The organism is Pseudomonas synxantha BG33R, assembly GCF_000263715.2.
GTDB lineage: Bacteria > Pseudomonadota > Gammaproteobacteria > Pseudomonadales > Pseudomonadaceae > Aquipseudomonas > Aquipseudomonas synxantha_A.
The window spans coordinates 220388-233468 of sequence record NZ_CM001514.1 but is presented as its reverse complement, the minus strand read 5'-3'; the positions used below and the strand labels follow the sequence as shown (position 1 = coordinate 233468).

The following is a 13081-nucleotide window of genomic DNA, read 5'->3' as shown; positions in this document are numbered from 1 at the left end:
TTTTCTCCCAGAGTCACCTCAACAAACTATAAACAAACAAAGAAAATGTTTCACATAACTTCTTAACACTCATATCTGCAGAGTCTATTTTCACTACAGCCCATTTATCATTTTTATCAAAACCGACGCATCGCCCCTGCATATCATCACCAAAAATCATAACACTTTCGAATTGCGCCGCAGTCTCATCATCAAAAATATCACTTGCCTCTAGGAGGCCGTTATAAAGCATAAATCCGGCTGTTTCAATTTCCCCACTTCCGAACTCCTGCAAAAACTCCAAGTAATCATCAGGAGCATTTTTCTGCCCTACCTTTATTGCATTAAGACTGACATCATCTACAGCAGCCAAGCCATCAAGCAAATGCTCTTCTTTCTTACTCTTCAAAAAAGTTTTAATATCCACCTTCACCCCCTACTTTTTATCTGAAAAAATCTCTCTGGGCACACCTCCAGCACGATGTATTCCACCCTGATGCTGATCCGGAAATCAGAAAAGGGGGACAGATTTTTTTAATAGATTTTTCAACCCTAATTCAAATAAATCTGCTCCCTTTTTTTCCGCCCCCTTTTTTCACTTCTCTAGCAAGATCAAACAAACCGCCTCCTTTTGTTCTCAATTATCTTTTGGAAAATTTATCGAAAAAGCCGAAAGTAAAGTCTCAATAATTTTTCGATCTGCATCATTCTTCGCAAAACGCTTAAGCACTGGGACAAGATGATAAAACAATAACTCGAGCCTGCTAGGATCTTTGGGCAATGCATCGTTAATGCATGCAACCATTAACTTAACTGGCATAATTGACGCGAAGGTTTCATATCCTCTAGCGCTAGAGAACGGAATTTTCTTAAAATAATAATCCGCTAAACGTTTCTGCTCTGGTTTTTTCCAAGATCTATGAGGAAGGAGTAATAAAGCTTCACCCCAATTATCTGAAGTAAGCGGGTACCGGCTCAATATCCAAGCTGCCGCCTGATCAGAAGTCATTTTCGCCAACTCTTTACAGAGTGATATCAATCTTGAATCCATACCAAACTATTTCCTTGGATTAAATGAGTTTTCCGGTAACCCAGAGTTAGCCTTTAGGGTAGCAGGTGGCTGATAATGACCGGAACTATTATCCCATCTTGTTATTTTTCCTCGCTCTGGACCGTCATTATTACCAAAGCGTATAGAGCCGGCATATTTAACTTCCCCCCCACGCTACCCCAGATGGGTTGAAAATTGCTCATTCACATTTGGGCGGCTTACCTTGATAGTCCCATCCGGCAATGTGACAAAATCGTAAGAACCTGAAGGGGTAATTTTCCCCCACCTTGCCCTTGCAACCAATACCGGCCTGATTCGTCCTGGACAAGAGTTCTCACGGGCCGTTGCGAACAAAAGGAACAAAAGGAACAAAAGGGGACAGATTTATTTAATATGCTCTTCAACTCTAATTTAAATAAATCTGCCCCCTTTTCTGCTCTAAAAACAAAAATATATCCTATATTCGACTCTTCACCGAAACGGCTCCATGCAAATAGATCTGTCCCCTTCGATCGCAGCTCCATTCGAAACAGACTTATTTTTTACTTAGCCATTTAAATAAATCCGCCCCCTTTTCTCTTCCTTTTCTCTCGCCCCCTTTTCTCTCTTTTCTTTTCCCTTAAACAACAGTTAAAAGACATAACATCCTTTTACGTTAGAAGTTTCGTATCTCCATGACTTTATTAGCCGATCCGCAGCGACAAAAACCGAATATCGGCAATCTCTAATCCAAGTTATGTAATACCGCCTGCCTCCGTTTTCATCAACAACCTTATCAAAGGTCTTATTTTTATTTACAGGCGACCAATATGAGTCGCCACATCCTCGAGTGCAGTCTTTGTAAAGGTGGGAATCGAAATGAGTACCTACCCATAGATTCATTCCATTTTCCCAATTGGAATGGGAAGGTGCGCAGCCAGCCAAGGCCGACAATAATACTACCAAAAGCCATTTATTAATTTTCACGCTTTTTCTGCGACTCAATTGTTGGGCGGTACTTATCGTACAGTGCTCCATAATTTACAAGCAGAGCAGGCGGCATGCTGCCCAAATTTTCAAAAAACGACATATCAGCTTGTTTGTGAGCTTCCAAGTTAATCATCCAACCATCGTGCAATGTAGCAAACCCATTAAACCCTGTAATTTGGTTTAATATATTGCTGACTGGAGTACCGTGACAAACAGCAGAACAAAGGGGACAGATTTATTTAATAGGCTTTATTACCGCTATCTCGAATTAAAATAAATCCGCCCCCATTTCTCCGAAATTTTATCCCGCAGGAACCGCATCGATATCAAACTCATCTTGCTCGTCAATTTCGGCGTCTGCTCTCAACACCTCAAAATCGCAGTCCCCTAAATTCAAATGGACATTTATTTCATACACTCCACTTGAGGAGGGTCTTATAAATTCGACCTGAAGAGAATAATCTCCTTCAGGCAGTTCTAGAGGAACCGTACTCGAAATACTACCAACCTCAATATTTCTATCTATTACCGAGAAGGGAACTTTAAAGGCCCAAACCACGTCTGCGCTTATAGCGGGCACTTGTTCGTTAATGAAAAAGCTAATTATATGATCCCCTTCGTCAATCAAAGCTCTAAAAGAGACACTCCCTAACCTCCACGCAAATCCTTGCGCATAACTACGATCACTCCAATCATTATACGGCTGATCAAGCGAACTCAAAAACACGCAAAATTGCGAATAAGACAAATATATACTTTCTCTAAACCTAGCCATTAGTCCACCACCTTAATTCTGACTTTCTCGCCATCGGGCAGTCCGCGACATGCATTACCTATACATGCGCCAGCCCCCATATTATCTTTCGGGCTTATTAGAAAAAGGGGACAGATTTGTTTAAAAGATTTTTCAACCCTAAATTCAGATAAATCTGCTCCCTTTTTTCCCGCTCCCTTTTTTCACTTCTCTAGCAAAACAAAAAGGGGACAGATTTATTTAATAGATCCAAGCGCAAATTTAAATAAATCACCCCCCTTTTCTCGCGTCATTTAACGCAGCACACCTGATCATCAGAAAGATAATAAAGTCCCTCCAGCTTTCCGCAAATGGAAGGAAGATCGAAAACCGATTCCGAGGCATAAGAAATAGGCAGCTCGGATCTAATCGAACCGGCAAACTCTGAACTTTCCCACGCGGGAGTTACTATACCGCTCCAAAAATTTACGACGGCTCCCTTATCAGACAATACAACAGGCTTTAAGCATTCAATTGCGGAATTGGAGTTCCAATACAAATAGCCGCGATACACAGAGTGTCTTTCACCAAAAAAATCAGCTCGAACGATAATCTGAAAGTCTGAGCACGTTTCCTGCTCGGCGAGGGGGCGTACAGTTAACTCATCCTCCACGGTATCGTCCATCGGAAAAAACCAAACGCTGTAGCGATCAAGATCATCAATCGTTAGCTCATATACTTGTTTGTCCGACACAAATCGCCCCCCATGTAATTAAACACAACAAAAGGGGGGCAGATTTAATCAATGGCCTTTGCACTACCACCACGAATTAAGCAAATTCGCCGCCTTCCCCCAACTACCTGACTAACTAGGTAACGGTTTCTTGATCACCATTAACAGATTCAAACAGTACGCCGACAACACCAGCTGCCACAAGTCGCCGTTTCACTTCTTCACTTACTATGATCGCACTCAAATATTTTTTAAGTCTAAATATATGACTTGATCCGACCCTACCCGGGTCAACCACCAAATTGTAGAAAGCACGATAGTTGCCGGCCATATCTGGCCTAACAGGATCATCTACCTTAAACTTTTTATAGCGAGAGCGCTTTTCATCCACGCAATCGATTTGCGTTTCTATAATCATCAAAAAATAGCTCTGGCAAACCACTTTATTGTTTATCTTAACCGGCTCAAAAACGACATGCTGATAAATTTCGTCTATCTCTGGCAAACCGGCGAGCGAATTTTTTGCCCTCTCGCTTAAAACAGGAACACTGGCGTATCCAGCGAGGGAATAATCAACTTCTTTACCGTCGAACCTTACATCGAGGGTATATGTGCCTGGCTCCGTAAAATTAACTGCAGGATCACTGAAATACCAGTTATCTACATGATGTACATCTCCGAGCACCCACCTATCGCAGACAGTTACATCTTGTCGCATTAAGTAATATCTCATTTCAGTCCCTCGTAAGCCATTTATCAACTTCACTACCCACGATTACTGCTTCTGACTTAATCCCTTCCAATATTTTTGTCACGAATCAACGAAAAAAGGGGACTGTCTAGTCCTGAAATAGGTTTACACCTGCTTCAGGACTAAACAGCCTTTAAACTCTAGTCTAGATAAATCTGCCCTCTTTTCTTGTCCCTTTTCTTCAGTCCCCTTTTCTTCAACTTATTCATCATCCCAAAACTGCCCCGGCGGCGCATAGTTGCCATCTTCCAAGATGCTGCACCATCCAAAAAGCCTATAAAACATTTCAAGATCCAATATTTGGTAGATATCAATATCAACTTTTTTTAACGACACCCGACCGTGTGCATAGTGAGAGTATTGCCCACCTACCCCACCTATCGCTCTTTTTTCAAGTTCTGCACGATCCCACTCCAGAACGGTTCCTGCAGCTTCTGGCAAAGGGTCCAAAAATTCAATTTCAAACTCCGTTGCAATTTTGCAAATGCAAGGAATCAGCCTTTGCTCGAGCAGGCTGTGGGTTAACAAATTCTCGGGAAACTTAATGCTTAATTTCATTTCAGAGCATCCTTTGGAACAACAACATAACCTGAAAAATTCTTTTCAAAAGTAGTCGCGGGGCTAAAATACTGCTTACCATGAGGATCACGAATTGCTACGACAGAAATGCCATTTCTGGTCGTAATGCCGTCGACCACAACAAAATGGGAAAATCCGGTACCCGCTGCTTTATCCACCACTTGGACAATAACAGGCGTTCCGTTTGCTGTGTATCTTGCCAAATCAGCAACGTTACGGCTTGCATAAACTGCCGTGTTGACGCCCTCAGACTTCATCAAATTCGCAACGTCCTGAGGGAAAATCCCGTCTTTTCCGGGTGGAAGCTTTTCAATCAGATTTCCTATGTCTACTTTATGTCCCATGGTATCCAAAACCATGCCACATGAGTTGTGACCACATGTAGGTACGGGCCCTTGATTCACAACTAAACGATCACCGCTTCGGGGTAGCGAATCACCAAGAAGTGGATTTTTAGGACCTGCTCCTGAAGGTAAGCTCTTTGCTAGCTCTTCTACCAAATCCGCAGACTCAGCAACCTTTCCTTCCAAATACAGCTTTTTAGCCTTACCTAAAACTTTTTGTGCCGCATCCCCGGCGCCCGGGATGAGTCCAATACTCGCCATGGCATAGTCAAACGGATCCTCAGCCTCATAGAAGCCCTTTGCATCGCCGTAAACCGGAATGAAGTCTGAACCAAATTCAGCGAGCTGCTCAGCCAGGCGCTTTGTCTGAGCAAGCGCAATCGGGCTATCTACTTGCTTAATGCTTCGAAGCTCCGCCTCAATGGAATACGCCGCAAGCTCTTTATTCTGCTCAACTTGCTTAGCCTGCTCTTTAGCCTCAGGGCCAAATCTCGCAACCACAAGGCTTCGAGCAGCCTCCGAAGCTTCTCGCCGTAAAGAACGACAGGTAGCACCTGCACCATTCGCACTGCAGGCTGTGGTTAGCGCCAAATCTCGACTTTTATCTAGAGCATCCAGAGCGTCAGCACGCCCACACGCAGCACTATCTCCTCCCTGGCATTTCTTCTTGGCAGCCCAGCGCTCTTGGTTTTCTTCATGGTTGAGGTAGTTGTACTGTGTCGAACTGCCCGCCACCCATGCTCCAGTTTGCAAACTCTCACCGTCAGCATCACTGTCCACCGACGCCGCAAGCACACCAATCAACTGCGAGCTCATCACCAGCAAGCTCTTTCTCTTATCCTCCGGCATGCTGGCGTACTGTTTGGCGAGGCTGTCTACCAGGGCTTCGTTCACACCTGCTGCCAACGCACCAGTACGGAAATCGCCGCCAGCAGCTTCAGCTGCCAGCCCGCCCATCAACGCATGCAGTCCAATCTTGGTGATACCGCCGTCGGCGAACCGATTCTTGGAGACATCACCAATCATGTTGAAGCCATAGGCAGCAAATGCATTGGCAAGGCTGCTTTGCAATGCATCCCCGAAGCTGGCTTCTCCTCCCAGCGCTTTAGTCAGGATGGCCGATGTGCCGTTTTGCAGAACCTGATTCGCAGTAAATTGACCAACACCTTGCCAGGTACTCAATGGGCTCGCAGATGTCACTGCGCCCGAGTTAGGCAGCGCAGTAGTAGTGCCTGTCTGCGTGCTGGTCCAGTCGTCGTAGAACCCTGCGGTCAGCCCCGCGGTAACACCCGAGACAACATAGCCCCGCATCGCATCGCTGGAGGTTACGTCCTTGACCACTGCGCCTAAATTGCCACGATTATTGATCGTGCTGATCGCACCATTACTCGCCATACCGGCAAGCACAACGCTGCCCGCAGCATTGGCCCAGCCTGCGGCAGATGTGGCAGTGGCAGCAGCCGTCGCACCAGCCATCGACGTGCCCGTCCCAGCAGCTGCAATTGCGCCGCTTGCTGCCCCCATCGTGAAGTAGGTAACAATGATCGCTATGACAATTTGCGCGCCGGCGCCCAGGCCGGAATTACTGTATTTGAAGCTGTCGTGCAGCTCTTTGACCTCGCGCCAGTCAACATCGCCACGCTGCTCCATTTGCTTGATCCAGGCGAGGCTTGGGTCCGCCTGGACCATCGCGTCGATGGTCTGGCTTACCGTGTTCTGGTTAACCTGCCTTACATCAATCTTCAAGCCGTCCACGGCCTTGATCGCCAGCTCGCCCTGCGCCACCAACTCACTCTGACGCAATGTCTCGTCGGTATTCCCCTTACCCTTGGCGCTGGTCCACGCCAGGTCACCCTTGCTCTTCTCGTGGCTCTCTTGATGCAGGTCCTTGACCGCCTCGAACGTCACCGCACCGCCACTGGTGATGGCCAGGTCGTTACCACTTTCAAGCTTGGCCCGCTGATACAACTGATCACCGCCACTGACCAGCGACAGATCACCACCAGTCTTGATCTCAGTCCCCACATTCGTGACGTGGGTCACCTCATCACGTTTGGTCTTCTTCGCGCCCCAGCCCCCCTTCTCCTTCATGTCGTAAAGGCTGTAGGTGCTGTTCTGCGCCGCCAACAAACTCAACTTATCCCCGCTATACAGATAAGCCTCATTCCCCGCGCTGATCCTGCTCGCCACAATCGTGGTATCACGCCCCGCCTGGCTGACAAAATCCCCACCCGCCGTCAGCACGCTCGCCACTTGAGTGGTCTGGTCGTCCGAGGTCTTGATGCGTTTTTTGCCGTCCTTTTCCTTGCCCTCGACGTTGTGCATGTCGCTGACCGAGGCGACGTTGAGGTCGCGGCCGGCAGCGATGGTGAGGTCTTTGCCGGCGGTGGCATTGCTGCCAATGATGTTGACGTCTTGGCCGGCCTGCATGTTGAGGTTGCCGCCCGCCGTGACGCTGGCGGCGAGGTTTTTGACGTCGGTGGTGATGCTGGATTTCTCGCCGCCGTCGCGTGTCTCGTGTTTGACGCTGGTGTCGCTGGCGGCGATGAGGTTGAGGTCGCGGCCGGCGGTTAAATTAGCGTCGTTGCCAGCGGTGAGTGCGCCTCGGTTGGTGAGGTCGCGCCCGGCGTCGATGGCGAGGTTTTCGCGGGCGACGATGGTGCCGGCGCTGGTGTCGGTGAGGGTGCGCATACCGGCGCCGTCACGCACCTGGATGGCGGTGGTTTCGTTGGTGATGTCGCCTTTGAGCGCCGTAAGGCTGACTTGTTTGCCGCGGATTTCGCCGGCCATGGCGTTGCGGATGCTGTCCTGGGCCAGCAGGTTGAGGTTGTTGCCGGCTTCGACCAGGCCACCGGTGTAGATACTGCCGCTGCTGATGGCGGAGAGGTTGTTGCTGGCGCGCAGGGTGCCGACGTTGATCAGGTTGCCGCCGGTGACCAGGTTGAGGTCGCGGCCCTGGATAAGGCTGTTGCCGCGCACGTTGCGCGAGTCGGCCTGGGCCAGGTACAGCACCGGTACGAGCACGGTCTGGCCGTCGATGACGCGGTTTTCCATCCACACGATGTCGTGGGTCAGGGCGCCGACTTGCTGGTCGGTGAGGGCCACGCCCAGGCTCAGGCGCAGCGCGTCTTTGCTGGCAAGGCCGTTGTCCATCAGGTAGCGGAACTGGTCGGCGTCGCTGTACAGGCCGCCGGCGAGGAAGCGTTGGCCGGTTTGCGCGAGGACGGCGTCGCGGATCAGGCGGGTTTCGTACTGGCCGTCACCGAGGCGGCGCCAGGCATTGTCGGCATTGAAACCGAGTTTGCCGAGCATGTAGTCGGAGCTGAAGAAGCCCGACGCCGAGGTGAATTCGGGGTTGGTCTCGATCAGGTAGTGGCTGGTGGGGTCGGCGTTTTTGACGAACAGGCCGTACTCGCCCTTGGGCAGTTGGAAGGTCGGCGAGCTGGTGGGGTCGACCGGCGCGAAGGCGGTGCCGGTGTAGTCCACGGGCACGAAGCCGCCACCGGGGGCCACACCGACTACGGGCAATACGCTGCCGGGCGCCTGGGCGCTCGGGTCGTTGGCGTGTTTGCTCAGGTTGATGTTGATACCGCCGACGGGGATGCCGGTCTGGTCGTCGCCGAGGGTGCCGGTCAACTGGGCCAGGGTGTTGTTGTGCAGCGTGCCGTTTTGCAGGGTGCGGGCGACGTTGAGGTTGACCGTGCCGCCGGCTTGCAGGGTGGCGTCGTAGCCGGGGCCGCTGTTGTTGGTCCAGGTGGTGACGTCACTTGCGTAGGCGAACGGCAGGCTATTGGGTGAGCGGCTTTTGAGTTCTTCGAAGCGCGCCTTGTCGAAATTCCCGGCCGCCGTGGCCGCATTGAACGCGGGCACGTCGACATATTGCATGCGTTCAAACAAATCGTCGGAGACGTGACCTGGGGTGCCGATGACAAGCTTGCGCTGGCCCGTGCGCGTGGCGGCGCCCTGATTGAGCAGGTCACCGGCAGTGATGCTCAGGTCGCCATTGGCGGCCATCAGGCTGTAGCGGTTCTGCACATTGTCGCCTTGCAGCAGCATGTTTTTGCCAGCCACCAGGCGCGCCGCTACCGAGTCCTTGGTCGCCGCCTCAAGGTACGTCTCGTAGATGGTGATCTCGCCACGTTCCCAGTTGTCGCTCTCGCCGCAGTGCTGGCCACAAATCCAGCTCAAGCTGCCGGTGGTCAGTGTCTGCCCGAGTTCGAATTCGTCTTTGGCGTTTTCGATAAAGCCTGCATTGATGCCAATTGAGCCTTCGCTTTCCACGGTGCCGGAGCGGTTGCTGAACAGCACGGCACGCCCGCCATCGCGGGCGGCGAAACTCAGGTTGCCTTTGCTGTAGACATCGCCATAGCTGTTGCTGAAGCCATTGCTGCGCAGGGTCATGTCGCCGCCGCTGAACAGCAGCGTGTCGGCGGCGTTGGTGATGCCGTTGACCGCCGTGAGGTTCACTGCGCCCTGGGCACCGAGGGTGCCGCGGTTGTTGATTTGCGCGGCGGCGATATCCAGTTGCTGGCGGGCGGTGAGGAAACCGAGGTTGTCCAGGGTGCCGCCCAGGGTCAGGCGGGCATTGGTTGCGGCCAGGCGGCCGCCGTTCTGGCTGAGGTTGTTGGCGGCGACGGTGAGTGTTTGCAGGGCCGAGACGCGGCCGCTGTTGGTGATATCGCCGGTGGTGATGCTGATGTCACCGTCGCTGAGCAGTTCGCCGCCGTTGTCCAGGCTGACCACGTTGAGGATCAAGCCCTTGGCGCTGGCCATGCGGTCGCCGGCCTTGAGGGCAAGCCCCTGGTCGCTCTTGTAGGTGAGCACGTCGTTGAGTTGCACACGGCCCAGGCCATCGACGTTGCCGAAGGCCCAGTCGGCGCTGCCCATGCCCTGGATATTGCCCTCGCTGCCGGAGAGGCTGGCGGTGTTGAGGTGGAACAGGCCGGTGCCGGCGTGTTGCAGCATCCCGTTCTGGTTGTTGAAGCTGGCCGCGTCAAGGCTGAAGGCCTGGCTGCCGAATTCGAGGGTGCCGTTCTGGTTGTTCAACGCACCGCTGAGGTTGACGCGGCTGCTGGCGCCGCCCAGGGCACGCAGTTGGCCGTTGGCGCTGTTATCGAGGTTGCCGCCAGTGAGGGTCAGGCCCTGGTTAGCTTCGACCAAACCGCCCTGGTTGGTGAGCGTGTCGCGTGAGGTCAGGTTGATCTGATTGCCGCTGACCTGGCCGCCCGCGCTATTGTCGAGGGTGGCGCCGCTGACGGTCACTTGTTCTTTGCCGAACAGTTTGCCGCCACGGTTGGCCAGGACTTCGACGGTCAGTTGCAGGTTGCCGACCAGGCTTGCCATCAGGCCGCCGCTGGCGTTGTCGACGCTGTTGGCGGTGACGCTCAGGCTGTCGCCCTGCACGGTGCCGCCCTGGTTATCCAGGCGGGTGGTATTCAACTCGGTGAGGGCGCCGCCGCTGAGGATCAGGCCCTTGCGGTTGCTCACATCCTGGCCGCTGTAGCTCAGGCCTTCGGCGCCGGCCAGCAGTTGGCCGTTGTCGTTGTTCAGGTGCTGGGCGGCGATGTCCAGGCGCTTGCCGCGCAGGGTGCCGCCGTCGTTGTTGAGAGTGGTGAGTTGCTTGACCAGCACGCTGCGTTCGCCCGCGTCGATCTGGCCACCGACGTTGGTGAGCAGGTCGCTGACCTTGAGCACAACGTCACCGCCATCGCTGACCAGCGCGCCTTTGTTGCTGTTGTTGAAGGTCTGTGCGGTGACGTCGACGGTCTGGCCCAGCAGGATGCCGGCGCTGTTGTCGAAGCGCTCGCCTTGCAATTGCAGCAGGCCCTCGCTCTGGATGCGGCCCTGGGCGTTGAGCAACTGACCCGGGCCCTTGAGCAGCAGGCTTACGCCCTGGGCGCCACCGGCCAGCAGGCCAGCGTTGCGGTTGTCGAGGCCCGAGGCGCGTACGTCGAGGTGGTCGCCCAACACGCGCCCGGCGCGGTTGTCGATATCGCCGCCAGCCACGTCGAGCAGCAGTTGCTTGCCGACGATTGTGCCGCTCTGGTTATCCAGGTTCGCGGCGTGCAGTTCGATATCGCCCTGCCCGGCCTGCAAGCGGCCCTGGGCGTTGTTGAGCTGTTGCGCGGCGGTGAGGGTGAGCTTGCCGGTGTCGGCGCTCAGTACGCCGCCTGCGTTGCTGCTGAGGGTACCGGCAGTAACGTTCAGATCGGTGCTGGCCTGGGCGAAACCCTGGTTGTTGTTGAAGGTGTTGGAAACGGCGAGGTTGAGCGCGCCACCGTCGGCCTGGATCAAGCCCTTGAGGCTGTTGTCGAGGTTGCTGGCAGTGACGGTCGCGGTTTTGGCCACCAGTACGCCGTTCTGGTTGTTCAGGCTGCCGGCGTTGACGGTCAGGTCGTTGGCGATAACTTGCCCGCCGCTGTTGTTCAATTCGGCACTGGTGAGCACCAGGCTGCCGCCGGCCATTTCGATACGGCCCTGGCGGTTGTCCAGCGATGCGCTGTTGAGCGTGGCGGCCTGGCCTTCGCCGAAGCGGATCAAGCCGCCGAGGTTGACGATGGCCGGCGAGTTGATCGCCAGGCTCTGCTCGCCAAACAGGCGAGCGCTGGCGCCCTGGTTGGTGAGTTTGGCGCTGCTGACCTCGACGGTCTTGGCCTGGATGATCGCGCCCTGGTTGGTCAGCGCTTGCGCGGCGGTAATCGCCAGGGCGCGGCTGGCCAGCAGGTTGCCGCTGGTGGTGACGGTTTGCGCGTTCACCACCAGATCGCCGGTGGTGTTGCGGCTGTTGTCGGCGGCGACGCCGGCTTCGATGATGCCCGGGTTGTTCACGCTGGCCGCGTTGATCTCGATGCGCTGGCCGGCGGCGATGCTCTTGCGGTTGACCAGGGCCTGGGCGCTGGTGACCTGCACATTGCCGTTGGCGTAGACCTTGTCGGTGAGGTCGATGTTTTGCGCGGTGACGTTGACGTTACCGGTCGCCACCGTTTGCGCCATGCTCAAGCGACCATTGGCGTCGAGCTGAATATCGCCACCACTGGCGGCCAGGGTGCCGTCGAGTTTCACGCCCACACCGGCTTCGGTGCCTACCAGTTTGATCGCGCCGGCATACATGCCGCCCAGGGCCGAGGAGTCGATCGCCAGCTCCGGCTTGGCGCTGCCGTCGTCGGCGCGGGCGGTGGTTTTCAGGCTTTGTGCATCGACGTCGTTGCGCCCGGCGATCACGTTGAGTTCGCGGGCGTTGATTTGTGCATTGATCTTGGCCGAGCGGGTGATGATGTCGAAGCGTTCGACGTTGCTGGCGTTCAAGCCCTGGCCGTCGATGGTCACGGCGCCGCCGTCCACTTCATAGCGCTGCAACTGGCCGCTTGCGTCGAGCACCGGTTTACCGGTGGTGAGGGTGACGTTGGGGGTGTTGATAAAGCCGCAACCGCTGCACGTCACGCCGTACGGGTTGGCCACGATGACCTTGGCCGACTGCCCCGCCACTTCGGTGTAGCCGCGCAACTGGCTGGGGCTGCCGCCGTTGACTTCATTGAGGATGACGTTCGCCGCGCCGCCCTTGAGGTTGGGGTTGCCGACAATGATCCCGCCCAGTTGGGTGTTGACCATGGCACCGTTGCCATTGTTGAGGATCACGCCGTTGGGGCCGACGTTGTAGTCCTTGAACTGGTTATGGGACAAGCCCGCGCCATTGGGGGTGGCGATGTTCACCACCGGCACGCCATTGCCCGCCGCGCCCACGGTGGTGCCCGGCGCACTGACCACAATGCCCTCGGCCTGGGCCAGCAGCGGCTGCCAGAACAATGCGTTGGCAAGTATCAACGCCAGCCCGCGCTTGGGCAGGCCGAAGAACGCGTCCCGGCGCTTCAGGGCGGCAGAAGGTTGGCGGGCCAGGAAGGCGAATTGGCGAACATCCATTGTCAGGCTCTCATGCAGCGGGGCG

General features: G+C 54.4%; 7 protein-coding genes. All 7 read right to left on the bottom strand.

What is annotated here, in order from left to right:
• Positions 1-13 precede the first annotated feature (13 nt).
• The 7 genes from PSEBG33_RS25865 to PSEBG33_RS25885 all read right to left on the bottom strand — a co-directional run bounded on the left by PSEBG33_RS25865 (position 14) and on the right by PSEBG33_RS25885 (position 13056).
• Positions 14-406, bottom strand: a complete 393-nt coding sequence (locus PSEBG33_RS25865; protein WP_106117644.1) for an SMI1/KNR4 family protein — start codon at positions 404-406, stop codon at positions 14-16.
• A gap of 210 nt (positions 407-616) precedes the next feature.
• A complete protein-coding gene (locus tag PSEBG33_RS28305) occupies positions 617-988 on the bottom strand; it encodes a hypothetical protein (protein WP_232289401.1) in 372 nt (123 codons plus the stop codon).
• A 1312-nt stretch (positions 989-2300) separates the two neighbouring features.
• Positions 2301-2774 (bottom strand): competence protein ComJ, encoded by a 474-nt coding sequence (gene comJ / locus PSEBG33_RS25870; RefSeq protein ID WP_005783607.1) that lies wholly within the window; start codon positions 2772-2774, stop codon positions 2301-2303.
• 268 nt (positions 2775-3042) lie between these two features.
• Positions 3043-3486: a hypothetical protein gene (locus PSEBG33_RS28295; protein WP_005783605.1), complete on the bottom strand. Its 444-nt coding sequence runs from the start codon at positions 3484-3486 to the stop codon at positions 3043-3045.
• Positions 3487-3601: 115 nt separating this feature from the next.
• Positions 3602-4198, bottom strand: a complete 597-nt coding sequence (locus PSEBG33_RS25875) for an imm11 family protein (protein ID WP_005783602.1) — start codon at positions 4196-4198, stop codon at positions 3602-3604.
• A gap of 219 nt (positions 4199-4417) precedes the next feature.
• Positions 4418-4774 carry a hypothetical protein gene (locus PSEBG33_RS25880; RefSeq protein ID WP_003187492.1) on the bottom strand — a complete coding sequence of 119 codons (357 nt, stop codon included), beginning with the start codon at positions 4772-4774 and terminating at the stop codon, positions 4418-4420.
• Positions 4771-13056 (bottom strand): DUF637 domain-containing protein, encoded by an 8286-nt coding sequence (locus PSEBG33_RS25885; protein WP_005783599.1) that lies wholly within the window; start codon positions 13054-13056, stop codon positions 4771-4773. The genes PSEBG33_RS25880 and PSEBG33_RS25885 overlap by 4 nt, the downstream gene beginning before the upstream one ends.
• Positions 13057-13081 lie beyond the last annotated feature (25 nt).